This is a genomic window from Leucobacter tardus (assembly GCF_017583045.1).
Lineage (GTDB): Bacteria > Actinomycetota > Actinomycetes > Actinomycetales > Microbacteriaceae > Leucobacter > Leucobacter tardus.
In genome coordinates this window covers 1192875-1216500 of the sequence record NZ_JAGFBF010000005.1, presented here as the reverse complement: position 1 = coordinate 1216500, position 23626 = coordinate 1192875, and the positions used below count along the sequence as shown (strand labels likewise).

Annotated in this window: 21 protein-coding genes; 10 read left to right on the top strand and 11 right to left on the bottom strand. The window is 68.6% G+C overall.

Annotated features, from left to right (window positions below; all coding sequences use genetic code 11):
- Positions 1-11 precede the first annotated feature (11 nt).
- From J4H85_RS12690 to J4H85_RS12675, 4 genes are all read left to right on the top strand, one after another.
- Complete coding sequence (locus J4H85_RS12690) at positions 12-833, top strand: amino acid ABC transporter ATP-binding protein (protein WP_279592041.1); 822 nt, start codon at positions 12-14, stop codon at positions 831-833.
- Positions 834-866: 33 nt separating this feature from the next.
- Positions 867-1880 carry an ABC transporter substrate-binding protein gene (locus tag J4H85_RS12685; RefSeq protein WP_208240154.1) on the top strand — a complete coding sequence of 338 codons (1014 nt, stop codon included), beginning with the start codon at positions 867-869 and terminating at the stop codon, positions 1878-1880.
- Positions 1881-1960: 80 nt separating this feature from the next.
- On the top strand, positions 1961-2983 hold the full coding sequence (locus tag J4H85_RS12680; RefSeq protein ID WP_208240152.1) for an ABC transporter substrate-binding protein: 1023 nt from the start codon (positions 1961-1963) through the stop codon (positions 2981-2983).
- Between the two features lie 47 nt (positions 2984-3030).
- Complete coding sequence (locus J4H85_RS12675) at positions 3031-3609, top strand: GNAT family N-acetyltransferase (protein ID WP_208240149.1); 579 nt, start codon at positions 3031-3033, stop codon at positions 3607-3609.
- 17 nt (positions 3610-3626) lie between these two features.
- Here the strand turns inward: J4H85_RS12675 and J4H85_RS12670 are convergent, their stop codons facing one another.
- Both J4H85_RS12670 and J4H85_RS12665 read right to left on the bottom strand, forming a co-directional pair.
- On the bottom strand, positions 3627-5015 hold the full coding sequence (locus J4H85_RS12670) for an NtaA/DmoA family FMN-dependent monooxygenase (RefSeq protein ID WP_208240148.1): 1389 nt from the start codon (positions 5013-5015) through the stop codon (positions 3627-3629).
- Complete coding sequence (locus J4H85_RS12665; protein WP_208240147.1) at positions 5012-6202, bottom strand: LLM class flavin-dependent oxidoreductase; 1191 nt, start codon at positions 6200-6202, stop codon at positions 5012-5014. The genes J4H85_RS12670 and J4H85_RS12665 overlap by 4 nt, the downstream gene beginning before the upstream one ends.
- 66 nt (positions 6203-6268) lie before the next feature.
- Between J4H85_RS12665 and J4H85_RS12660 the strand changes: the two genes are divergently transcribed.
- A complete protein-coding gene (locus J4H85_RS12660; protein WP_243893631.1) occupies positions 6269-6799 on the top strand; it encodes a flavin reductase family protein in 531 nt (176 codons plus the stop codon).
- Here J4H85_RS12660 and J4H85_RS12655 read toward each other — a convergent pair.
- Genes J4H85_RS12655 through J4H85_RS12640 form a run of 4 tightly spaced genes read right to left on the bottom strand, consistent with a single transcriptional unit; the run spans position 6774 to position 11154 of the window.
- Positions 6774-7928, bottom strand: coding sequence for a mannose-1-phosphate guanylyltransferase (locus J4H85_RS12655; protein WP_208240145.1), 1155 nt, complete (start codon positions 7926-7928; stop codon positions 6774-6776). The genes J4H85_RS12660 and J4H85_RS12655 overlap by 26 nt on opposite strands.
- Positions 7929-7955: 27 nt before the next feature.
- The gene (locus J4H85_RS12650; protein WP_208240144.1) at positions 7956-9491 is read right to left on the bottom strand and encodes a tripartite tricarboxylate transporter permease; all 1536 of its coding nucleotides are present in this window, start codon (positions 9489-9491) and stop codon (positions 7956-7958) included.
- Between the two features lie 2 nt (positions 9492-9493).
- Positions 9494-10123 carry a tripartite tricarboxylate transporter TctB family protein gene (locus tag J4H85_RS12645; protein ID WP_307863673.1) on the bottom strand — a complete coding sequence of 210 codons (630 nt, stop codon included), beginning with the start codon at positions 10121-10123 and terminating at the stop codon, positions 9494-9496.
- The gene (locus J4H85_RS12640; RefSeq protein WP_208240143.1) at positions 10120-11154 is read right to left on the bottom strand and encodes a tripartite tricarboxylate transporter substrate binding protein; all 1035 of its coding nucleotides are present in this window, start codon (positions 11152-11154) and stop codon (positions 10120-10122) included. The genes J4H85_RS12645 and J4H85_RS12640 overlap by 4 nt, the downstream gene beginning before the upstream one ends.
- A 242-nt stretch (positions 11155-11396) precedes the next feature.
- Between J4H85_RS12640 and sdhC the strand changes: the two genes are divergently transcribed.
- From sdhC to J4H85_RS12615, 5 genes are read left to right on the top strand one after another with little or no spacing between them, the layout of a single operon-like run.
- A complete protein-coding gene (gene sdhC / locus J4H85_RS12635; protein ID WP_307863671.1) occupies positions 11397-11813 on the top strand; it encodes a succinate dehydrogenase, cytochrome b556 subunit in 417 nt (138 codons plus the stop codon).
- Positions 11814-11829: 16 nt separating this feature from the next.
- On the top strand, positions 11830-12276 hold the full coding sequence (locus tag J4H85_RS12630) for a succinate dehydrogenase hydrophobic membrane anchor subunit (protein ID WP_208240141.1): 447 nt from the start codon (positions 11830-11832) through the stop codon (positions 12274-12276).
- Positions 12277-12330: 54 nt separating this feature from the next.
- Positions 12331-14151, top strand: coding sequence for a succinate dehydrogenase flavoprotein subunit (sdhA, locus tag J4H85_RS12625; RefSeq protein ID WP_208240140.1), 1821 nt, complete (start codon positions 12331-12333; stop codon positions 14149-14151).
- 3 nt (positions 14152-14154) lie between these two features.
- A complete protein-coding gene (locus J4H85_RS12620; RefSeq protein WP_208240139.1) occupies positions 14155-14928 on the top strand; it encodes a succinate dehydrogenase iron-sulfur subunit in 774 nt (257 codons plus the stop codon).
- Positions 14929-14952: 24 nt separating this feature from the next.
- A complete protein-coding gene (locus J4H85_RS12615) occupies positions 14953-15999 on the top strand; it encodes a YihY/virulence factor BrkB family protein (RefSeq protein WP_208240137.1) in 1047 nt (348 codons plus the stop codon).
- Here J4H85_RS12615 and guaD read toward each other — a convergent pair.
- The 5 genes from guaD to J4H85_RS12590 form a co-directional block, all read right to left on the bottom strand.
- Entirely contained in the window at positions 15908-17278 is a 1371-nt protein-coding gene (gene guaD / locus J4H85_RS12610; RefSeq protein ID WP_208240135.1) for a guanine deaminase, read from the bottom strand. The two genes, J4H85_RS12615 and guaD, sit on opposite strands and share 92 nt — an antisense overlap.
- Positions 17275-18084, bottom strand: coding sequence for a xanthine dehydrogenase accessory protein XdhC (gene xdhC, locus J4H85_RS12605; RefSeq protein WP_208240133.1), 810 nt, complete (start codon positions 18082-18084; stop codon positions 17275-17277). The genes guaD and xdhC overlap by 4 nt, the downstream gene beginning before the upstream one ends.
- Positions 18081-20417 carry a xanthine dehydrogenase molybdopterin binding subunit gene (gene xdhB, locus J4H85_RS12600; protein WP_208240131.1) on the bottom strand — a complete coding sequence of 779 codons (2337 nt, stop codon included), beginning with the start codon at positions 20415-20417 and terminating at the stop codon, positions 18081-18083. Before xdhB ends, xdhC begins: the two co-directional genes overlap by 4 nt.
- Positions 20414-21946, bottom strand: coding sequence for a xanthine dehydrogenase small subunit (locus tag J4H85_RS12595; protein WP_208240128.1), 1533 nt, complete (start codon positions 21944-21946; stop codon positions 20414-20416). The genes xdhB and J4H85_RS12595 overlap by 4 nt, the downstream gene beginning before the upstream one ends.
- 114 nt (positions 21947-22060) lie before the next feature.
- Positions 22061-23533, bottom strand: a complete 1473-nt coding sequence (locus tag J4H85_RS12590) for an NCS2 family permease (RefSeq protein WP_372440203.1) — start codon at positions 23531-23533, stop codon at positions 22061-22063.
- Between the last annotated feature and the right edge of the window lie 93 nt (positions 23534-23626).

Below are 23626 nucleotides of genomic sequence, written 5' to 3'. Positions count from 1 at the left end.
AGGAGAATTCCATGACCATCACCGCACCTCCCCACACACCCGAGACGTCGACGCCGCGCACCACCGAGCAGACCGCGGGACTGGTCGAGATCGTCGGCGTCCACAAGTCCTACGGTGCTCACGACGTGCTGCACGACATCTCGCTCACGGTGCAGCCGGGCGAGGTGGTCGCACTGCTCGGGCGATCGGGCTCCGGAAAGTCCACGTTGCTGCGCGCCATCAACCACCTCGAAACCGTCGACACCGGGTCGATCACGATCGACGGCGACCACATCGGGTACGAGCGACGCGGTGAGCGCCTCTACGAGCTGCGTGAAAAGGACGTGCTCGCGCGGCGGACTCGGGTCGGCATGGTGTTCCAGAACTTCAACCTCTTCCCGCACCTGACGGCTCTGGAGAACATCATCGAGGCCCCACTGGCGCTGAAACGCGCGACGAAAGCAGAAGCCGAAGCCCAGGGCCGGGCGCTGCTGAAGCGCGTCGGTCTGTCGGACCGGGAAGGTCACTACCCCCGCCAGCTCTCCGGTGGACAGCAGCAGCGCGTCGCGATCGCCCGGGCGCTCGCGCTCGAGCCAGACGTCCTCCTGTTCGACGAACCGACATCGGCCCTCGACCCCGAGCTCGTCGGCGAAGTGCTGAGCGTCATCAAGGATCTCGCGCACAGCGGGCGCACGCTCATCATCGTCACGCACGAAGTCGGCTTCGCAGCCGAGGTCTCCGACCACGTCGTCTTCCTCGATGCCGGTCGGATCATCGAACACGGGCCGCCCGACCGCGTGCTGCGCGCGCCCGAACACGCGCGCACTCAAGAGTTTCTCGACTGGGTCATCTGACTCGCCCCCCATCACAGACAGGACAGCAGCACCATGCACCCCTCCACCCGCAGCCACGGACCGCGCACCACGCGGTTCGTCGTCGCCTCGCTCGCCGCACTCGCGTTCGTCGGCCTGACCGCGTGCAGCTCGGCATCGAGCGCCACCCCTGACGACGGGGCGGACACCGCGGCGTCCGAATCACCGTTCGACCTCACCTCGGCGAACGTGGACGACCGCGTGCGCATCGACCCGGTACCGGAAGCCGTGGAGGCGCTCGAGGAGAGCGGCTTCGCGCCGGTGCAGGACGGCAAGCTCACCGTTGCGCACTCGGCGTACGAACCTCCGCTCGGTTTCCTCGCCGAGGATGACAACCGCACGCTTCTCGGCGTCGAGCCTGACATTGCGCAACTCGTGGCAGACGGACTCGGACTCGAGTACGCCCCCGAGAACGTGGCCTGGGCCGACTGGCCGCTCGGCGTCGAGTCGGGCAAGTACGACGCCGTCGTCTCGAACGTCACGGTGACCGAGGAGCGGAAGGACCTCTTCGATTTCGCGGTGCATCGCAACGACGTCATCGCGTTCGCGGTGCAGGCCGACAGCGAGATCACCGAGATCGATGGTCCCGAGGACGTCGCCGGGCTGAAGGTCGCGGTGGGCAGCGGCACCAACCAGGAGAAGATCCTGCTCGACTGGTTCGCGGAGAACGAGCAGAACGGTCTCGAACCGGGCGAGCCGGTGTACTTCGAGGATAATGCCGCGGCGAACCTGGCGCTCGCCTCCGGCCGGATCGACGCGACGTTCGGTCCGAATCCGACGGCGGCCTACCGCGTCGCGACGACCGGCGAGTCGAAGATCGTCGGCTCGCTGAACGGCGGGTTCCCCGAGAACGCCCAGATCGGTGTCACCACCGCGAAGGACAACGGACTCGTCGATCCGGTGTCCATCGTGCTGAACCACGCGATCGAGAGCGGTGACTACGCGAAGGTCCTCGAACGCTGGGAGCTCGAGGACGAGGGCGTCGACGAGGCGCTCGTCAATCCGCCCGGCCTGCCGCGCGAGGACTAGACCGAACCCCGAACCGGGCGGCCCCCGTCCGACGCCGGGCGGGGGCCGCCCGCTGCCCACCCACTGACCGGAGGATTCCCATGTCACACCCCCAGCACACCCCTGCTCGTCTCCCGCGACGACTCAGTCGATGGGCGATGTTCGGCGCCGGTCTCGGCGCGCTCTCGCTCGTGATCAGCGGATGCGGCTCAGCCACGACGAGCTCGGACACGTCCGCGACTACCGCCGCGGGAGACTCTCCGTTCGACCTCTCGACGGCGAACCTCGACGGACGGCCGCACATCGAACCGGTACCCGAGGCGGTGGCAGCGCTCGAACAGAGCGGCTTCGCACCGACGCAGGACGGCAAGCTTACCGTCGCGCACAACGGGGCAGGTGAACCGCCGATCGCGTTCTTCGCGGAAGACGACAGTCGGACGATGCTCGGGAGCGATCCAGACCTGGCATCTCTCGTCGCGGAAGGACTCGGCCTGGAGTACGCGCCGCAGAACGTGGCCTGGGCGGACTGGCCGTTGGGGGTGGAGTCGGGCAAGTACGATCTGGTGCTCTCGAACGTGGGGGTCACGGAAGAGCGCAAGGAGATCTTCGACTTCGCCACGTACCGCGACGCCGTCATGGGATTCGTCGTGGCCGCAGACAGCGAGATCGACGAGGTCGACGACGCCGCAGACATCTCGGGTCAGCGTGTCATCGTCGGCAGCGGCACGAATCAGGAGCAGTACCTGCTCGACTGGATCGCCGAGAACGAGGCGGCAGGGCTCGACCCCGGAGAACCCGTCTACTACGAGGACAGCGCGGCCGGACTGCTGGCGCTCAAGTCGGGTCGGGCGGACGCGTTCATCATGCCGTACCCGCAGGCGGCGTTCCAGACGGAGCTGCTCGGCGAGACGAAGGTGGTCGGCAAGTTCAACAGCGCCTTCCCCGTCGACGGTCAGGTCGGTGTGGCGACGGCGAAGGGCAACGGTCTGGCCGAACCGGTGTCGATCGTCATCGACCATCTGATCGAGACCGGGGTGTACGACGAGGTGCTCGCACGCTGGGGCGAAGAAGAGGAAGCCGTGACGGAGTCGCTCATCAACCCGCCCGGCCTGCCGAAACCCTGAGCCGACGGCGACGTGCACGGCTCGCGGGAATCTCATAGGTTGGTGGGGTGAAGACCCGCATCCGAACTGCGACCCACGAGGACACCCCGCGGGCCGCGGCGACGCTCGCTGCAGCCTTCCGTGCGTACCCGTGGACGCGGTGGAGTCTGCCTGAGGACGAGTACGCGGCGCGGCTCGAGCGGATCCAGGCCGTCTATCTCGCGCACGCGCTCGAACACGGGATCGTGCTCGTGACCGACGACCTCGTCGGGGTCATCGCCGTGCTGCCGCCCGACTGCCCGGCGCCGTCCGCGCATGTGCAGAGCGACGTCGTCGCACTCATGGGGGAGCGCCTCGATGCGGTGTTCGGCGTCGTCCTGCCCGATCGGCTGCCGGGATCCTGGGATCTCGCGACGCTCGGGGTGCGCCCCGACTCCGCGGGACGCGGGGTCGGGGCCGCGCTGATCGCGGAGGCGTTGGACCGCGTGCGGATTTCGCCGTCTCCGCGGGTGTCGCTCGAGACGTCGTCGGAGCGGAACGTCGCGCTCTACGCGCGGTTCGGATTCGAGGTGACCCATGTCACGCGCATTCCCGAGGGGCCGACGGTGCACACCATGGGTGTGGACCTCGGCCCCTCAGATGGCTGACACGCGCCGGTCGTCCGTCAGGCGGCCGTCACCTCCAGCGGTGCCGGCGGTTGCGGCGCGGGCAGTCCGAGGGCGGAGCGGAGTGTCGGTCGCGGGTTTGCCGGCGTCTCGTACGCGGTGCGGTAGACGCCGCGCTCCTGCAGGATCGGCACGACCCGGTCCACGAACGCGTCGAGGCCGGCGGGCACGAGGTGCGGGACGAGCACGAAGCCATCCGAGGCCCCGCCCTGCACGTAGCGGTTGATCTCATCGGCGACGGTCTCGGGAGCGCCGACGAAGGTGTGCTGCGCGGTCTCGGCGATGACGACCTCTCGGGCGGAGAGGCCGTGCGCCTCCGCACGCTCGCGCAGGCGTGCCGCGTGCGCACGGCGATCGATCGCGGTGGAGGTCTGCCCCTGTCGCAGCACCGTCTCGGCGGGTTCTTCGATCGGCAGCGGTCCGTCCAGATCGAGGTCCGAGAGGTCCCGGCCCCAGATCGCCTCGAGCCAGGCCAGTGCGGTCTGCGGGCTGATCTGCGCGTGAGCCACTTCCCGAGACAACTCGAGCGCGTCGGCATCGGTGTCGCCGACGATGAAGGTGGCGCCCGGAAGGATGAGCAGCGAATCGCTGCGGCGTCCGGCCGCGGCGAGACGGGCGTGCACATCCGTGGAGAACGCCAGGCCCTCCTCGAAGGTGCTGTGCCGCGTGAAGATCACCTCGGCGTTCGCCGCAGCGAAGTCACGACCGGCGGGCGAATCACCCGCCTGCACGATCACGGGGTAGCCCTGTGGGCTGCGGGGAACGGTCGGCGTCGTATCGACGCTGAAGTGCGGGCCGCGATGCGCGACTCGTGCGATCCGAGCCGGATCAGCGAACCGCCCGCGTCGCGCGTCGGCGACGAGCGCGTCGTCCGCCCACGCATCCCAGAGGTGCTTCGCGATCCGCACGAACTCCTCGGCCCGTTCGTACCGTTCGGGGTAGGGAAGAAAGCCTCCGCGCCGGAAGTTGCCTCCGTGGAAGGCGTCGGAGGACGTGACGACGTTCCAGCCGACGCGGCCGCCCGAGAGGTGATCGATCGACGCGAGCTGCCGTGCGAGCTCGACGGGCTCGTTGAAGGTGCTGGTGAGCGTGCCGACCACCCCGATGCGCTCCGTCACGGCGGCCATCGCGGTGATGATGGCGAGTGTCGCCGGACGCCCGGCGACATCGAGATCGTGGATCCGCCCGGCGTGCTCGCGCACGCGCAGTCCCTCCGCGAGGAAGATGTAGTCGAAGAAACCGCGCTCGGCCGTCTGCGCGAAGTGCCGGAACGATGCGAAATCGATCTGGCTCCCCGCCGCGGGGTCGCTCCATACGGTCGTGCTGTTGACGCCGGGGAAATGGGCGACGAGGTGGACCTGGCGCTGCGCGCCGGGATGAGCGGTCATGCGTGGACCTCCTGGGGGTCGCTCGAACGGAGTGCGGATGGGCCGGAGTCGGCGGTGCGGGCGGTGGCATAGCGGTTCGGGGCAGTGGGGAGCCCGAAGCGCTGGCGCAGCGTCGGTGCCGGAGCGGCTGACCCGGTCGTGGGTTCGGCGACGAGGTCGCGGCGTCGAAGTTCCGGCAGGAGAGCCTCGGCGATCCACGCGAGATCGCGCGGGAGCCGAGCGGGGCGCAAGCGGATCCCGTCGGCGCCCGCGCGCTGCAGCGCAGCGGCGAGATCTGCGAAGGATCCCGGACCCCGGGTGGCGAGGCGCGCGCCGTCCACCTCGAGGTCGACGACGACGCGCAGCGGAGCGAGCCCGCGCTCAGCTCGGCCGGCGCCGCGCGCGGCACCCTGAACGGCGCGCACGCGCGCGAGAGTGGCGTCGCTGTCTGCTGAAGGTGCGATGAAGACGACGTCGGCGACGCGGATCGCGAGCGATTCGGTCTCCGTGGTCTCGGCGAGCAGGGTGACGGGAAGCTGCCCCTGCGGAGAGCGCGGCACGATCGACGGGCCGGCGATCGAGAACTGATCGCCGACGAAGTCGACGTGATGCACCCGGTCGCGGTCGAGGAATCTGCCGGTGGAGACGTCTCGGATGACCGCGTCGTCCTCCCAGCTGTCCCAGAGCGCACGGGTGACTTCGGCTACGTCTTCGGCCTCGCCCAGGAGAACGTCAGTGGTCAGGGTGTCGGGTGGCCGCCGTCCGAAGGCGGCCGCGTCGACGGGTGAGGGCGAGATGCGGAGCTGCCACCCGGCGCGGCCGAGGCTCACGTGATCGAGCGTCTGCAGGGCGGTGGCGACGTGGAACGGTTCCGTGTGCGTGACGGTCACGACCGGAATGACCCCGATGCGGTCGGTGCGCGCGGCGACCGCGGTGAGCGTGAGCAGGGCGTCGAGACGTCCCTGCAGCACATCCGATCTCGCGCCATCGCTGATGGCCGAGACGCCCTGCAGGTGCAGGTCGTCCTCGAGGGAGACGTAGTCGATGCCCGCGCGCTCTGCGGTGCGGACCAGTTCGGTCCAGTACGCTGCAGTGAACACGGCCGCCGGGTCGGGGAGATCGCGCCAGGCGTTCGGATCCCAGCCCGCACCATCGAGCGCGACGCCGACGGTTAATACGGCGTCATCAAGTTTCGCAATATCTGACATGACCATAGGTTATGTATGTGCCTCGCGACACCGCGAGGTCTGTGACGCAGCATGACAGGAGCCACGATGGGATTCACGCAGTCCGCTCTCGCCGCACCCTCAGGGGTCTTCGATCCGCGCGAGTACCGTGATGTGATGGGTGCCTTCCCATCAGGCGTGACCGTTGTCGCGACCCACGGTCCCGACGGGCCCGTGGGGTTCACCTGCCAGTCGTTCGCGAGCGTGTCGCTCGACCCGCCGCTCGTGTCGTTCGCCGCGACTCGGACGTCGCAGAGCATCGCCGCCGTTCGCGAGCACGGACGGGTGGTCGTGAACGTGCTCAGCGCCGAACAGCAGCACCTGAGCGGGCAGTTCGCGCGATCCGGAACCGACAAGTGGGCGGGCGTCGACTGGGAACCGGACGAGACCAACGGAGCACCGCGCCTGCACGGCGTCACGAGCTGGGTGGCCGGTGAGATCGAGCGCGAGATCGAGGCGGGCGACCACGTGATCTTCCTGGTGCGCGTGTCAGGGATCGGCGCCCACGCGGATCGGGAGCCCCTCGTCTTCCTCCGAAGCGTCTACCGAGAGCTCACAGGAGGTGACCGCCTCCCGTGATCTTCATCCGGTTGACGAGTCCCTTGACGTCTTGCGCGCGACTCTTCGACGTCACGAGCAGGACGTCGGCCGTGTCGACGACGACCATGTCTTCGACGCCGACGAGAGCCACGAGCCGGTCGCTCTCCGAGACGACGATCCCGCTCGAGGCGTCCGAGAGCACCTGAGCTCCGTCGCCCAGCACGGCCAGATCGCTGCTGCGCCCGCGCGTCAGCAGGTTCGCCACCGAGGCGAAGTCGCCCACGTCGTCCCACTCGAAGTGGGCCGCGATGCAGACCATGCGGCCCGCGGCGGCCGCGGGCTCGGCGACGGTGTAGTCGATGGCGATCTTCGGTAGCGTCGGCCACAACCGCTCCCGCACCTGGGCGCCCCGTTCGGTCTCCCAAGCCGCGGCGATCTCGCGGAGCGCCGCCACCATCTCGGGCTGCGACTCGGCCATCTGATCGAGCAGCACGCTCGCCCGGGCGATGAACATGCCGGCGTTCCAGAGGTACTTGCCGCTCTCGAGGTAGCGTGCTGCGGTCGCCTCGTCCGGCTTCTCGACGAACTCCGAGACGTCGTGCACGTCGAACGGGGCGATGTCGTCCCTGGCCGCGCCGCAAGCGATGTACCCGAACGCCGTCGACGGGTGACCGGGGTGGATGCCGATCGTCGCGATCAGCCCGCGATCCGCGGCCTGCACGGCGGTCTTGACGGCGCGTTGGAAGAGGACCTCGCCGCGGATCACGTGGTCCGCGGCGAAGGATCCGAGGATCGCGTCCGGGTCGCGCAGTTCGAGCAGGGCGGCGGCGAGCCCGATGGCCGCCGACGAGTCCTTCGGCTCGCTCTCGGTCACGAGGTTCTCGCTCAGCAACTCGGGCAGCTGGCGGGTCACCGACGACCGATGCGCGGAGCCGGTCACGACCATGACCCGATCGGCCGGTGCCAGAGGCGCGAGACGCATCCACGTGGCGCGGAGGAGGGAATCACCGCTGCCGGTGAGGTCGAGCAGGAACTTCGGCGCGTTCGCACGCGAGAGGGGCCACAGACGCGACCCCACCCCGCCGGCCGGGATCACGCAGGTGAGGCGATCCATGGCGGGCGGGGTGGGGTGTCCGTTTCGTCCGGTACCGCTCGGCGCATCAGTCATGCTCCCGAGTGTACCGAGCGTCGTGCGTCAGACGTTGACCGGTTCTTCCGCCTCGACCTCGCGGGTGCGACGCACGCGCGCCAGTACGCGGTTGAGGACCGCGAAGACCAGGACCAGCGCAAGCAGACCGTAGAGCGTCAGTGAGATCGGGCCCTGCACGAGGACGCTGAAGTCACCGTTGGCGCTCATCGCGGCGTCGCGGAGACTCGTCTCGGCGAGCGGCCCCAGCACCATGCCGATGATGAGCGGCGCGAGCGGGAAGTCGACCGCGCGCATCAGGAACCCGACGAGACCGATCCCGAGCAGCATCAGCAGATCGAAGACCGAACCCGACGACGCGTAGATGCCGAGCGCGCAGAACATGGTGATACCGGCGTAGAGGTACGGGCGGGGGATGAGCAGCAGTTTCGCCCACAGCATCGCGAACGGCAGGTTCAGGATGAGCAGGATGACCATGGCGATGAAGAAGCTGGCGAGGAGCGCCCACACGAGGTCGGGGGAGCGCTCGAAGAGCAGCGGCCCCGGCTGCAGACCGTACTGGCGGAACGCGGCCAGCATGATGGCCGCCGTCGCGGAGATCGGCAGACCCAGCGCGAGCAGCGCGCCCATCGCCATGCCGGTGGTCGAGTTGCCGGCCGCCTCAGGAGCCGCGAGACCACGGATGGCGCCCTTCCCGAACATGGGCTTCTTGCGGCGGCCGTCGAGCTTCTTCTCGAGCCCGTACGCGAGGAACGTCGGGATCTCGGAGCCACCGGCGGGCACGACGCCGAACGGCAGACCGATTGCGGTGCCGCGCGCCCAGGCGGGAGCGGCCTCGCGCAGATCCTTGCGCGAGAGCCACGGTCGGCCGGTGGGCTTGATGAGGTTGCCGCCCTGCACATGACGCTCGAGGCACGCCACGTAGATGACCTCGCCCAGGGCGAGGATCGCGACCGTGACGGTGACGAGCGAGATGCCGTCGAACAGGAACGGGGAGTCGAGGGTGAACCGGGGCGCGCCCGAGACCCCATCGACGCCGACGACCGCGATGCCGAGTCCGATGAAGAGCGAGGCAAGACCCTTCACCGCGTTGTCCGTGACCACGGACGATGTCGCGGCGAAGGCGAAGACCGCGAGCGCGAAGAACTCCGCCGGGCCGAATCGCGTCGAGAAGTCCGCGAGCAGCGGGGCCATGAAGACCACGACGATCGAAGCGATGAAGCCGCCGATGAACGCGCCGATCGCCGCCGTGGCGAGCGCTTGCGCCGCTCGCCCGTTCAGCGCCATCTTGTGGCCCTCGAACGTCGAGGCGATCGCGGACGCTTGACCGGGGGTGTTCATGAGAATGCCCATGGTCGAGTCGCCGAACAGACCGCCGAAGTAGACGCCGGAGAACATGATGAACGCCGCGGTGGGCTCGAGGGCGAACGTGACCGGGAGCAGGAGCGCGACGGCCATCGAGGATCCGAGACCGGGCATCACACCGACCGCGGTGCCGAGGAGACAGCCGACGACGACCCACATGAGATTCTCGAGCGTCAGTGCGCCGGCGAACCCGTCGGCGAGAAGCTGCAGTGTTTCCATGATCAGAACCCCCAACCGAGCAGGCCCGAGGGCAGCGAGAGCCCGAGCAGCATGTCGAACAGAATGTACGAGATCGAACTCGCGGTGAGACCGACGATCAGGCTGTGCACCGGACGTTTCTCTCCGAACCCGCGGGCGACGCACCAGAACAGGGCTGCGGCGCCGACGATCCAGCCGAGGAACGTCAGCAGCAGCGCGAAGGCCAGGAAACCGCCGACCACCCAGGCGAGCGAAACGGGATCGAGACCGACGCGGCGCTTCGGAGCGCCGGTGCCGAGGTGGACCTCATCCTCGTCGACCGCGGGCAGCACGATCGCCCCGGTCCGGATCGCGGTGACGGTCCGCAGCTTCTGCTTGACCGCGCCGATGATGAGCAGGACCGCGAAGAGGGTGAGTCCGCCGGCGATGATCGACGGGAAGAACTCGGGGCCGGGGAAGTCGGTGCCCTCGGGAATCGCCATCGTGACGATGCCGGTGAAGAGGTACCCGGCGAACGCGAGCAGCACCGCGGGCATGATGAGCTGCTTGAGCAGCTCCAGCGTGCCGTTGTCGGCGGGGCCGATCTCGATCTCTTCACCGAGTGTTGCCGAGAGCGACGTCGGATTGTTGGCCGCCATGTCAGAGAACGTCACTGTCCCATCTCCTCATACAGTCGTGCGATGCGCTCGTGCTCCTCTGCGAGGAAGGCGTCGAGCTCGTCGCCGGTCAGCACTTTCTCGGTCCAGTGGTAGCGCTCGACGGCGTCGCGCCACTCCGGGGTGTCGATGCTCTCGGCGATCAGCTCGTCGAGTCCATCGATCTCTGCATCGGTGAGCCCGGCGGGCGCCGAAAGGCTGCGCCAGTTCGAGAGGGTGATGTCGTAGCCCTGGTCGCGCGCCGTCGGGATGTCGATGCCGTCGACTGGCTCTTCGGCGACGAGCGCCAGCGCGCGCAGACGGCCAGACTCGATCTGATCGATGTTGTCGGGATACCCGCCCGAGGCCGCCGCAGCGGTGCCGTTCAGCAGCGCCTGGATCGCCTCACCTCCGCCGTCGGACGAGATGTAGGTGGTGTCGACTGGGTCGATGCCGGCTTCGAGCGCGAGGTCGGTGACCACGAGCTGATCGAACGAGCCGCCGCCGGTCCAGGGCAGCGCCTTCGGGTCTTCCTTCCAGGCGGTCACGAGATCGTCGAGCGTCTCGTACGGGGAATCAGCCGGAACGACGATCACGTCGTACTCCTCGAAGAGCACCGCCAGGTTCGTCACGTCGTCGAGCGTCGCGGCCGACCCGTACTGGATCGTCGCAGCGAGCAGCCCGGTGCCGCCGACGAGCAGATTGTTCGCGGTGCCGTCGAGGGCGGATACGTTGCCGAGTGCGATCGTGCCGCCGGCGCCCGGCATGTTCACGACCTGCACATTATTGATGAGACCGTTCGCCTTCTGAGCCTGCTGCAGCTCGCGCGCCACGGTGTCCCAGCCACCGCCGGCCGCGGCCGGCGCGACGATGGTCATCGACGCGTGGATGTCTTGGCCTGCGGCGGCGGAGGTGATCGAACCGAAGCTCGCCGCCCCGATCGCGGCGACCGCCACCGCGCCTCCGATGACCCTGGCCACGGTCTTCCGGGCCTTCGACCCGGTGTGCTGCGGAGCGCCGTCTGCGGCGTCCACGGATGTCTCCGTCATTACTGTTCACACTCCTTCGTGCGGACGTCCTCGTCCTGTTTCCGCACAGCGTACTCAGGATGACAAGAGAGAGTGGGGGGTGCGGGTGCCGGAGCGAATTGTGCTCATTGATGCTCACGGCTGCGCGCGAGTCGCTGAGCGTCGTCGCGCCGGAGTCGCATGCGATGGGACTCCCGGTGTGGCCCGAGGCAGCCCAGAACAGTGACATAATGGTACGGCAGTTCGATCTGAGGAGGATGTCGGTGTCAGCCCAAACGGCAGAAGTCGCACCTGCGGCGCCCAAGCGGAGCCGCCTCGGCGGCACGCTGTACCGCGGTAACGAAGGCATGTGGTCCTGGGTGCTGCATCGCATCACCGGAGTGTCGATCTTCTTCTTCCTCCTCGTGCACGTGCTCGACACGGCGCTGGTGCGCGTGAGTCCCGAGGCCTACAACGCGGTCATGAGCGTGTACAAGACGCCCATCATGGGACTCGGCGAGGCCGTACTGGTCGGCGCGATCGTCTTCCACGCCTTCAACGGCCTGCGCGTGATCCTGGTCGATTACTGGCGCAAGGGCGCTCAGTACCAGAAGGTCATGTTCTGGGTCGTGATCGCCGGCTGGGTCGTGGTGATGGCGGGATTCCTGCCGCGCCACCTGATGAACGTGTTCGGACACTAGGAAGCGGGCGACAGACATGGCTATGACAGTGGAAGCCCCCCGGTCACCGATCGCGGCGCGCAAGAGCACGAACTGGGAGAAGTGGGGCTGGATCTACATGCGCGCGTCGGGCGTCGTGCTCGTCGTGCTCATCTTCGGGCACCTCTTCTCGAACCTCATCGCGACCCCGGGAGGGGTGCACGCGATCGATTTCGGCTTCGTCGGCGGCAAGCTCGCGAACCCGTTCTGGCAGTGGTGGGATGTCGCGATGCTGTGGCTCGCCCTGATCCACGGTGCGAACGGCATGCGCACGATCGTGAACGACTACATCTCGCGCCCCGGCCTCGCGAAGGGACTCAAGCTCGCGCTGTTCCTCTCGGCCGCGATCCTCATCATCCTGGGCACGCTCGTCGTGTTCACCTTCGACCCGTGCCCCGCCGGTGCGGACCCGTCGCTCGTCGCCAGCTTCTGCCCGGTGCCGTAACGACCGTCCGATCCGCGAGCCGAACATACTCTTCTGACCTGAGATAGGACCAACGTGACCACCAACACCCATGAGGGCGAGGACATCACCGTCAAGGACGGCGTCACCTACCACCAGTTCGACGTCGTGATCGTCGGCGCCGGAGGCGCCGGCATGCGGGCGGCCATCGAGGCCGGGCCGAAGGCGAAGACCGCGGTGATCACCAAGCTCTACCCGACGCGCTCCCACACCGGAGCGGCGCAGGGCGGCATGGCCGCCGCGCTCGCCAACGTGGAGGACGACAACTGGGAGTGGCACACGTTCGACACCGTCAAGGGCGGCGACTACCTCGTCGACCAGGACGCCGCCGAGATTCTCGCGAAAGAGGCGATCGACGCCGTCATCGACCTCGAGAACATGGGTCTGCCGTTCAACCGCACGCCCGAAGGCAAGATCGACCAGCGTCGCTTCGGCGGCCACACCCGTGACCACGGCAAGGCGCCCGTGCGTCGGGCCTGCTACGCGGCCGACCGTACCGGTCACATGATCCTGCAGACCCTGTACCAGAACTGCGTGAAGCTCGGCGTGAACTTCTACAACGAGTTCTACGCGCTCGACCTGGTCATGAACAACGGCCGTCCCGCCGGCGTCGTCGCGTACGAGCTGGCCACCGGCGAGCTGCACGTGTTCCAGGCGAAGTCCGTCGTCTTCGCGACCGGCGGCTTCGGCAAGATCTTCAAGACCACCTCGAACGCGCACACCCTGACCGGTGACGGCGTCGGCATCATCTGGCGCAAGGGTCTGCCCCTCGAGGACATGGAGTTCTACCAGTTCCACCCGACCGGCCTCGCCGGCCTCGGCATCCTGCTGACGGAGGGCGCCCGCGGCGAGGGAGCGATCCTGCGCAACGCATCGGGCGAGCGCTTCATGGAACGGTACGCCCCGACGATCAAGGACCTCGCCCCCCGCGATATCGTCGCGCGATGCATGGTCCAGGAGGTGCTCGACGGCCGAGGCGCCGGTCCGCACAAGGACTACGTCTACCTCGACTGCACCCACCTGGGAGCCGAGGTGCTCGAGACGAAGCTTCCCGACATCACCGAGTTCGCGCGCACCTACCTCGGCGTCGACCCGGTGGTCGAGCCCGTGCCGGTGTTCCCGACGGCGCACTACGCGATGGGCGGCATCCCCACCAACATCAAGGCGGAGGTCCTCTCGGACAACGACACCGTCGTCCCCGGCCTGTACGCCGCGGGCGAGTGCGCGTGCGTCTCGGTGCACGGCTCGAACCGTCTCGGGACGAACTCGCTGCTCGACATCAACGTCTTCGGCAAGCGTTCGGGCAACGCCGCGGCCGAATACGCGCAGACCGCCGAGTTCGTCGATCTGCCCGCCGATCCCTCGCGCGAGATCCGCGAGCTCGTCGACCACTTCCGCACCGGTACCGGGACGGAGCGCGTCGCCGACCTGCGCCGCGAGCTGCAGGAGGCCATGGACCGCGGCGCGCAGGTGTTCCGCACGGAGGAGTCGCTCACCGAGGTGCTCGGCGTCATTCACGATCTCCGCGTGCGCTACACGAACGTCGGCGTGCAGGACCGCGGCAAGCGCTACAACACCGACCTGCTCGAGGCGATCGAGCTCGGGTTCCTGCTCGACCTCGCCGAGGTGCTCGTGTTCGCCGCCCGGAACCGGAAGGAGAGCCGTGGCGGTCACATGCGCGACGACTACCCGAACCGCGACGACGAGAACTACATGCAGCACACCATGACCTACCTCTCGGGCGACCCGCACTCGGCCGATCCTGAGGACCACATCCGTCTCGACTGGAAGCCCGTCGTGATGGTGAAGAACGATGAGGGCGAGCTGAGATACCCGCCGATGGAGAGGAAGTACTGAGCCGTGAGCACAGCAACCGCTGAAGTCGATCAGACCCCCGGCGCGCCGGACGACGCTCCGAAGCCCTTCACCGTCACCCTCCTGATCCGCCGGTTCAACCCGGAGAACGATCGGGGCGTGTACTGGGAGGACTTCGACGTTCCCATGTACCCGACCGACCGCATCCTCGACGCGCTGCACCGCATCAAGTGGGACCAGGACGGCACCCTCGCCTTCCGCCGCTCGTGCGCGCACGGCATCTGCGGGTCCGACGCGATGCGCATCAACGGACGCAACCGCCTCGCCTGCAAGACGCTGGTGAAGGATCTGGACATCTCGAAGCCCATCTACGTGGAGGCGATCAAGGGACTGCCGCTCGAGAAGGACCTCATCGTCGACATGGAGCCCTTCTTCGAGTCGTACCGCGCGGTCCAGCCGTTCCTCGTCGCGAACTCCGCGCCGGAGCCCGGCAAGGAGCGCGTGCAGGACATCGCTTCGCGCGAGCGGTTCGACGACACCACGAAGTGCATCCTCTGCGCCGCGTGCACCTCGTCGTGCCCGGTGTTCTGGACGGACGGCCAGTACTTCGGCCCCGCGGCCATCGTCAATGCGCACCGGTTCATCTTCGATTCGCGCGACGACAACGCCCAGGTGCGCCTCGACATTCTGAACGACCGCGAAGGCGTGTGGCGCTGCCGCACCACGTTCAACTGCTCCGAGGCCTGCCCGCGCGGGATCCAGGTCACGAAGGCCATCGCCGAGGTCAAGGCGGCGATCCGGACCGGCAAGACCTCCTAGAGAGGCGCGCCGAACAGACCCCACATGACGACGCCCCGGGAGCGCCGCGCACGCGCGGACCCCGGGGCGTCGTCCGCGTCCGGGCCGTCTGACCCGCTCGACGCCAGACCGCCGCACGACCAGGAGAGCTCTCCCCGTCCCCGCGCGTGGGTGCAGCGCGGTATCCACGTGTTCGAACGCGCGCGTCTCACGCGCGTGTGGCGAGCCGTGTCTCGATTCACCCAGGTGGGCGGGGGAGTGCTCTCCGCAGGCATGAGCTACCAGGCGCTGTTCGCCGTCTTCGCGGGGCTCTGGCTCGGCTTCAGTGCCATCGGCATCTGGCTGCGCGACCGGACCGAGCTGCTCGACTCCCTCGTCGACCAGATCAACATGTTCGTGCCGGGACTCATCGGTCGCGAGCAGAACAGTCTCGTCTCGCTGCAGGATCTGCTCGGCGCCTCAGCGGTGAGCGTGGGCGGCATCATCGCCAGCATCTCGCTCGCGTTCGTCGCCGTGCTCTGGTTCACCGGCACGCGCCGGGCGATACGGATCACCTTTGACCTGGAGGTGAAGGAGTACCGCAACTGGTTCCTGCTCAAGCTCCGCGACCTCGTGCTCGCACTCGGCTTCTCGCTCGCCATCGTCATCTCGTCAGCGTTGACGCTCGTGAGCACCAACGTCTTCGACACGGTGCTCGACTGGCTGGGCTGGGGGCACGACAGTTGGATCGTCGGCGGACTCGGAACCGTCGCCCGGTACGCCGCGATGTACGCCTTCGACGTCATCGTGCTGATGGCGATGTTCCGCTATCTCGCCGAGGTACGGGTGCCGCGCACCCACTTGCTCGCGGGGTGCGCGCTGGGCGCGGGCGCCACGTTCCTGCTGAAGATCGCCGGCGCGGCGCTGCTGAGCAACGTGACGAGCAACCCGCTGCTCGCGCCGTTCGCGGTCGTCATCGGCCTCCTGCTCTGGTTCAATTTCATCTGCCGCACCCTGCTGCTCACGGCGTCATGGATCGCGACGGGCGAGGATGATCAGCTCGGCCTGCCCGAGGCCGGTCCGCTCGCCCCGACTCCCGGTCCCGTCGCGTGACGACGCGGCCGTCGACCCACACCGTCGCCACATCGGCGGGCGTGCCGAGCGCGAAGAGCTTCGCGAGCGCATCGTCATCGCCGGAAGCGTGACGGAACCCGATATCGAGCGGCTCGCCCGGCGCCGGGCGCACCCAGATGGCGTCGAAGCGCTTGCCGACCGAGAGGTCGCCGATCTGATCGGCGAGATCGAGCGCGTCCGCTCCCGCTGAGGTGGCGAGGTGCAGCAGGTGCGCCGCGCTGAGCGCCACGCCGCCCTCGGGGGCGAGCTGCTGCATGAAGTACGCCTGGACTCCCTCTTTGAAGAGGGAGAACCCCGTGCCGGCGCCGACGTCGGAGCCGAGCGCCACGCGGACCCCGTGCGCGTGGTGTCTGCGGAGCGGGAAGAATCCGCTGGCGAGCGTCGAGTTCGAGGTCGGGCAGTGCGCGACGGCGGTTCCGGTCTCCGCGAGACGCACGAGTTCGGCATCGGTCGGGTGCACGTTGTGCGCGAGCACGGCCCGGGGCTGCAGCAGTCCGGCCCGGTCGTACGTGTCGAGATAGTCGCGCGCCTCGGGAAAGAGATCGGCGACGGCCGCCACCTCGGCGAGGTTCTCATTGATGTGCGAGGTGAAGAAGGCGCCGCCGAGAGCGGCGAGCAGCGCCGCGTCGCTCTGCAGCAGGGCCTCGCTCGAGGACAGGGAGAATCTCGGGGTGACGGCGTAGCGCAGGCGTCCGGTGCCGTGCCAAGCGCGGGCGAGAGCCTCGCCCTCCGCGAAGGCCCGGTCGGGCGTGGTGAGCAAGGGCTCAGGCAGGATCCGGTCGGCCGTCACGAGCCCGCTGGTCACCCGCAGCCCGACTCGGTCGGCCTCGGTGAAGAGCGCGTCGACGGCCGTGGCGAAGTGGGACCCGAACACGAGCGCGGTCGTGGTGCCGCTCGAAGCGAGTCCCGTCACGAATTCGCTCGCGACCTCCCGGGCGTACCCGGTGTTCGCGAGGCGAGCCTCTTCGGGCAGGGCGCACTGATCGAGCCACTCGAGGAGCGGTGTACCGAGGTACCCGATCGCGCGGATCTGCGGGAAGTGGACGTGCGTGTCGACCATGCCGGGCAGCAGGAGCCCGTCGCGGAGGTCGACGAGGTCATCGTCGGGAAGCCGTCGGCGCGCCTCATCGGGCGCACCGCGGAACACGATGGTGCCGTCGGTGTCGACCGCGATGGCGCAGTCGGCGTCGCCGCGGAGGCGTCCGCCGAGGAAGGGGTTCTGCGGGGTGTCGAAGACGCGTGCGCGATAGATGGTCATGAGTGGACTCCTGAATCTGTGGTGCGGAGACTGCTGAGGAGCACGGCTGCGACGCCGACGGCGATGGTCGCCGCGCGCTTCCCCGGCAGGTCCGGAAGCCCGATGGGGCAGGTGATGGTGTCGACCAGGTCGGGCGCGTGCCCGGCCTCGGTGAGGTGTTTGCGAAAGCGCTGCCACTTCGCCGATGAGCCGATGAGGCCCACCGACGCGAGGTCGGGGTGGCGCAGCGCGGCATCGCAGAGGTGCAGATCCTCCGCGTGGTCGTGCGTCATGATGAGCACGTGGCTGCCGGCGGGGAGCTCGGCGACGACCTCTTCGCCGAGCACGGTGTGCCGCAGGTGGATCGTCGCGTCGCCGGGGTCGAGGGCGGCTGCGGCCTCGATCTGCTCGGGACGCGAGTCCGAGAGGAACAGATCCATGTCGTGCCGCGAGAGAATGCGGGTCAGCTCGAGTCCGATGTGGCCGACGCCGAAGATCGCGACGACCGGAGGCGCCGGCAACGGTTCGAGGAGGATCATTACCTCGCCGCCGCAGCACTGCCGTCCGTGCTCTGCCGGTGCGCGGTCGTTCAGCCGCAGTTCGAGCGTCTCCGGCTGCTCCGCGCCCATCGCGATCATCTCGCGCGACCGCGCGACCGCGGTCATCTCAAGATTCCCGCCGCCGATGCTGCCCGTCGTCTCCGTCGCGGCGACCACCATCTTGGCGCCGGCCTCGCGGGGCGCATGCCCGCGCACGGCGATCACCGTGAGCAGCACGCCCGGCCGTCGCTCGGCGCGGAGTCGAGCGACGGCGTCCGTCCAGCTCATGGCGTGCGGGGTGCGACCGACTCGATCGCCCAGAACACCGCTTCGGGTGTCGCGGGCGAGGCGAGTGTGGGGCTGGCCGATTCGGGGCCGAACGCGGCGACGGCCTGCCTGATGGCTTCTCGGACAGAGAACGCGAGCATCAGCGGGGGTTCGCCGACGGCCTTCGAACCGTAGACGGCCCCCTCCTCGTGCGCCTGTTCGAGGAGCGACACGTTGAAGGTGTCGGGCATCTCGGAGAAGCTCGGCAGCTTGTACGTGCTCGCCGCCTGCGTCGCCAGACGCCCGCGCCGCGGACCCTCGCCCGTGTCCCAGCGCAGATCCTCGAGCGTCAACCACCCGGCGCCCTGCACGAAGCCGCCCTCGATCTGACCGATGTCGATGAGCGGCGACAGCGAGTCTCCGACGTCGTGGACGATGTCGACCCGGAGCGTGCGGTACGAACCGTCGAACCGGTTCACCTCGACCTCGGTCGCCGCGACGCCGTAGGCGAAGTACTTGAACGGCTCGCCCTGCATCACCGTGGCGTCCCAGTACAGGCCCTCGGTGCGGTAGAAGCCTGACGCGGAGAGCTGGACCCGCTGCAGGTACGCCGCCCGCACCACTTCCGCCCACGTCAGCGTCTCCGTGGTGCCGAGGCCGAAGACGACGCCGTCGGCGAACCGCACATCCGGGGCGGGTACGCCGAGCAGCGTCGCCGCGACCCCGGCGAGTCGCTCCGAGATCTGCTCGCACGCGTCCTTGACCGCCCCGCCGTTCAAATCGCTGCCGGAACTCGCGGCGGTGGCCGAGGTGTTCGGCACCTTGTCCGTGCGCGTCGGCGCCAAGCGGACGGTCTCGAGCGGTACGCCGAGCGCCGTGGCGGCGACCTGCAGCATCTTCGTGTGCAGACCCTGCCCCATCTCGGTGCCGCCGTGCGTGATGAGCACGGAGCCGTCTTTATAGATCAGGACGAGCGCGCCGCCCTGGTTGAAGGCCGTGAGGTTGAACGAGATGCCGAACTTCACCGGGGTGAGCGCGAGCGATCGGCGCGCGTGCGCATGCTCACGGTTGAAGCGTGCGATCTCGCCCTCTCGGCGCTCGACCTCGGCGCGGTCGAGCAGTTGATCCCATGCCGCACCGAGCCGCTGCGCGTGGCGGACTGGCTGCCCGTACGGTGTGGTCTGGCCGTCTCGATAGAAGTTGCGCCGCCGTAGCTCGCGGGCCGGCACGCCGAACCGGGGCGCCGCCCGACCGAGGATCTCCTCGATCACGAGCATGCCCTGCGGCCCCCCGAACCCGCGAAACGCGGTCTGCGAGGTCTTGTGGCACTGCGCGATCCGACCGTGGACCGCGATGTTCGGGATCCAGTAGGCATTGTCGACGTGGCACATGGCGCGAGCGAGTACGGGTTCCGACAGGTCGAGGCTCCATCCGCCATCGGCGGTGAGGGTCACGTCGAGCGCCGTGAGCAGCCCCTCGTTCGTGAACCCTGCGCGCCAGGAGGAGTGGAACCCGTGGCGCTTGCCCGTCATCGTCATGTCCTGCGTGCGGGTGAGGCGCACGCGGACCGGCCGACCCGTGCGCTTCGCGCCCAGCGCGGCGACCGCCGCGTACCCGTGCGGCTGCATCTCCTTCCCGCCGAACCCTCCGCCCATGCGGAGGCACTGCACCGTCACCTCATGGGCAGGGATCGCGAGCACGTGCGACACGATGTCCTGCGTCTCGGTCGGGTGCTGCGTGCTGCACTGGATGAACACCTGACCGTTCTCGTCGATGTGGGCGAGCGAGGCCTGGGTCTCGAGGTAGAAGTGCTCCTGCCCGGCGAACTCGAACTCGCCCTCCACGATGTGGTCGGCTTCGGCGAAGCCCGCGTCGAGGTCGCCCCGGCGCATGGTGGGGCGCACGCCGTGGAAGCTCTCCGCGGCGATGGCCTCGGGGACGGTGACGAGGGCCGGCAGCTCCGCGCACTCGATCTCGACCGCTGCGGCGCCCTGTCGCGCGGCTTCGAGCGATTCGCCGAGCACCCAACAGACCGCCTGACCGAAGAACATGATCTCGTCCACCGGGAAGAGCGGTTCGTCGTGCTTCGCACCGGCGTCGTTGACGCCGGGAACGTCGTCCGCCGTGAGGACGACCACCACCCCGGGAATCTCGAGAGCCGGTGCGGTGCGCACCTCGAGGATCCGCGCGTGCGCGTGCGTCGACTGCACCGGGTACGCGTGCAGCGCTCCGGGCATGCGGCCCACGAGATCGTCGGTGTAGAGGGCGTGTCCGGTGACGTGGAGCGCAGCGCCCTCGTGCGGCACCGAGGCGCCGACGACCGGGGCAGGGGGACGTTGAGACAGGGAGCTCATCGCGACACCGCCTTCCGGCCGGTCGGGCGGAATCCCGGGGGGAGTGCCCGACCGTCGCGTGCCGTCTCGTCGGTCTCCGCGAAGAACCGCTCGAGCGAGGTGCCGAGCATCGCGGAGCGGTACCGCGCGCTCGCGCGATGATCATCCATCGGTGTGCCTTCGGCGACGAGCGTCGCGGACACCGCGCGTGCGGTCTCCGCCGACCACGGCTGTCCTTCGAGCGCACGTTCCGTCTCGCGAGCACGCAGTGGGGTGGCGGCGACACCGCCGAGTCCGATGCGTGCCCGCGCGACAACGCCGTCCTCGACGCTCAGCGCGTACGCGACGGCCACACTCGAGATGTCATCGAAGCGCCGTTTCGCGACCTTGTGGAAGCGGGTGAGCGGCGCCAGCGGCAGCGGGATGCGGACCGCGGTGATGAGTTCGTCGTCGCGCCGCACCGTCTGCCGGTACCCGGTGAAGTACTCGGCGAGGGGGATCTCACGCTCGTCGTCGGCGGACGCCAGGACGAGCGAGGCCTCGAGTGCGAGCAGCACGGGCGGGGCGTCGCCGATCGGGGATCCGGTACCGATGTTGCCGCCGATCGTCGCGCTGTTCCTGATGAGACGCGAGGCGAATTGCGGAATGAGTTCGGCGAGCAGGGGGAGGCGTCCGGTGGTGGCGCGTTCCAGCTCGGAGAGCGTCAGAGCGGCCCCGAGTTCGATCCGCTCGTCCGACCAGTCGATCCGGCGCAGTTCGGGGAGGCGGTCGATGGCGAGCATCGAGGTGGCGCGCTTGCCGCCGACGCCGACTTCGACGCCCCAGTCCGTGCAGCCGGCGACGACCTGCGTCTCCGGTGCGTCCTGCAGCACCTGCAGTGCCTCTGCCAGCGACTCCGGACGACGGTAGCGGGCGGTGCCGTCGCTGACGTCGATGGCTTCGGGTCGCGGTGCCTGGCTGTCGCGTCGCTCGGCGATCGTGTCACCCGACTCCGGAAAGCCGAGGGCGAAGGCCGCGTCGCGGATCGGTCGGTACCCGGTGCAGCGGCAGAGGTTGCCCGAGAGCGCGTGCAGGTCGAAGCCGTTCTCGCCCTCCTCGACCGGCGGGCCCTGTTCGGCGTGCGTGAGCCCCGACTCCGGGGGTTCGGACTCGTGTCCGTCATCGCCGGCGTGGGCGGCGCGACGATCGGGGCGGTAGTATTCGGCAGCCATGCTGCAGATGAAGCCCGGGGTGCAGTACCCGCACTGGGATCCGCCGCGCTCGGCCATCTCGCGCTGGACGGGGTGCAGGTCGGTCGGGCTTCCGAGGCCCTCAGCGGTGAGGACCTCCTGCCCGGCGAGCGCCGGCGCCGGGACCAGGCAGGCATTGATCGCGGTCCAGCGCGTTCCTTCCTCATCGGGTCGGGCCACCAGGACGGCGCAGGCACCGCACTCGCCTTCGGCGCAGCCCTCCTTGCAGCCGGTCAACCCGAGGCTGCGCAAGAAGTCGAGGGCGCTCGTGTGCACGTCCCCGTCGATCTCGCATGACGTTCCATTGACGGTAGATTTCATCGTTCACCTCTGTGACACATCACTGGGTCACGCTCGGCATGGTTCGTACTGAAATCTCGGCGCCAGGTTATCCATGCGAACAGGTGCCTGAGATTGATGGTAGCGGACGGAGGCTCAGCCGCCTAGGAGTGCGGTGAGGGGCCCGCGGACGAAGTACAGCAGGAACCCGACGGAGACGACCCACAGCAGCCAGTGCACCTGCTTCGCCCGCCCGGTCATGGCGTGGATGACCGCCCAGGAGATGAAGCCGACGCCGATGCCGTTGGCGATCGAGTACGTGAGCGGCATGGTGACCATGGTGAGGAAGACGGGGAGCGACACGCGGAAGTCGGTCATGTCGATCTCGCGGACCTGGGTGACCATCATCGCTCCGACGATGACGAGTGCCGCAGCGCCCGCCTCCATGGGGATCACGCCGATGAGCGGCGCGAAGAACATCGAGAGCAGGAACAGCGCTCCGGTGATGCAGGCGGCGAGGCCGGTCCTGGCGCCCTCGGCGATTCCGGCGGCCGCGTCGACGAAGACCGTGTTCGATGACGCCGATGCACCGCCGCCCGCGACGGCACCGATGCCCTCGACGATGAAGGCGCTGCGGATGCGGGGGAAGGTGCCGTCTGGCTGGGAGAGCCCGGCATTGCGCGCGAGACCCGTCATGGTGCCCATGGCATCGAAGAAGTTCGTGAAGACGAGGGTGAAGACGAGCATGACCGCGGCGAGCATCCCGATGCGTTCGAACGCGCCGAACAGGTCGAACGCACCCACGAGACTGAAGTCGGGGAGCGCGACGATCTGACCGGGGAGTTCGGGGGCGCCGAGGTTCCAGCCCTGGGGGTCGGGGTTCTCGGGATCCCCGACGGTGCCGAGGTGGGCGAACGCCTGGATGACGATCGCGAGGACCGTGGCGACGACCATGCCGATGAGGATGCCACCCGGCACGCGTCTGGCGACGAGCACCCCGATCAGCACCAGCGCGAAGATGAAGACCAACGTCGGGAGTGAGCTGATGGATCCCCCCTGACCGAGCTGCACCGGGGGTCCCTCGGGCGTGCGCGTGACGAAGCCCGAGTTGACGAAGCCGATGAACGCGATGAAGAGTCCGATGCCGACGGTGATGGCGACCTTCAGCTGGGCCGGGACAGCGTGGAAGATGGCGGTCCGGATCCCCGTCGCGCCGAGCACGACGATGATGACGCCGTTGATGATGACGAGACCCATCGCTTCGGGCCAGGTGACCTCCTGCACGACGGCGACCGCGAGGAAGCTGTTCATGCCGAGACCCGCGGCCAGTGCGAAGGGGAGGCGCGCTACGACCCCGAACAGGATGGTGGTCACGCCGGCGACGAGACCGGTGACGGCGGTGAGCTGGGCGAAGTCGAGGCCGTTGCCCTCGACGTCGGCCGACCCGCCGAGGATGAGCGGGTTCAGGACGACGATGTACGCCATGGCGACGAAGGCGACGATGCCTCCCCGGAGCTCTTGGCGCACGGACGACCCGCGATCGGTGATCTCGAAGAAGCGGTCGAGTGCGGATCGACGCCGGTCGGGGTCCCGAAACGTCGTGTCGGAAGCTTTGGAGACATCGGACATCATTGACCTCAGTTCTATTCCATTGTGCGGAAATTTCTTTCTGATTGTGCACTTCGGAGTGAAGCATGAGGTATGAAAGCTGTCAAGAGACGC

Excerpts from the sequence above, each read along its gene's own strand:
- J4H85_RS12665 (WP_208240147.1), bottom strand. The coding sequence starts at position 6,202 with ATGTCAGATATTGCGAAACTTGATGACGCCGTATTAACCGTCGGCGTC.
- J4H85_RS12690 (WP_279592041.1), top strand. The coding sequence starts at position 12 with ATGACCATCACCGCACCTCCCCACACACCCGAGACGTCGACGCCGCGC.
- J4H85_RS12685 (WP_208240154.1), top strand. The coding sequence starts at position 867 with ATGCACCCCTCCACCCGCAGCCACGGACCGCGCACCACGCGGTTCGTC.
- J4H85_RS12660 (WP_243893631.1), top strand. The coding sequence starts at position 6,269 with ATGGGATTCACGCAGTCCGCTCTCGCCGCACCCTCAGGGGTCTTCGAT.
- xdhC (WP_208240133.1), bottom strand. The coding sequence starts at position 18,084 with ATGAGCTGGACGGACGCCGTCGCTCGACTCCGCGCCGAGCGACGGCCG.
- J4H85_RS12655 (WP_208240145.1), bottom strand. The coding sequence starts at position 7,928 with ATGACTGATGCGCCGAGCGGTACCGGACGAAACGGACACCCCACCCCG.
- guaD (WP_208240135.1), bottom strand. The coding sequence starts at position 17,278 with ATGACCATCTATCGCGCACGCGTCTTCGACACCCCGCAGAACCCCTTC.
- J4H85_RS12595 (WP_208240128.1), bottom strand. The coding sequence starts at position 21,946 with ATGAAATCTACCGTCAATGGAACGTCATGCGAGATCGACGGGGACGTG.
- J4H85_RS12590 (WP_372440203.1), bottom strand. The coding sequence starts at position 23,533 with ATGTCCGATGTCTCCAAAGCTTCCGACACGACGTTTCGGGACCCCGAC.
- J4H85_RS12640 (WP_208240143.1), bottom strand. The coding sequence starts at position 11,154 with ATGACGGAGACATCCGTGGACGCCGCAGACGGCGCTCCGCAGCACACC.
- J4H85_RS12615 (WP_208240137.1), top strand. The coding sequence starts at position 14,953 with ATGACGACGCCCCGGGAGCGCCGCGCACGCGCGGACCCCGGGGCGTCG.
- J4H85_RS12650 (WP_208240144.1), bottom strand. The coding sequence starts at position 9,491 with ATGGAAACACTGCAGCTTCTCGCCGACGGGTTCGCCGGCGCACTGACG.
- J4H85_RS12670 (WP_208240148.1), bottom strand. The coding sequence starts at position 5,015 with ATGACCGCTCATCCCGGCGCGCAGCGCCAGGTCCACCTCGTCGCCCAT.
- xdhB (WP_208240131.1), bottom strand. The coding sequence starts at position 20,417 with ATGAGCTCCCTGTCTCAACGTCCCCCTGCCCCGGTCGTCGGCGCCTCG.
- J4H85_RS12680 (WP_208240152.1), top strand. The coding sequence starts at position 1,961 with ATGTCACACCCCCAGCACACCCCTGCTCGTCTCCCGCGACGACTCAGT.
- J4H85_RS12630 (WP_208240141.1), top strand. The coding sequence starts at position 11,830 with ATGGCTATGACAGTGGAAGCCCCCCGGTCACCGATCGCGGCGCGCAAG.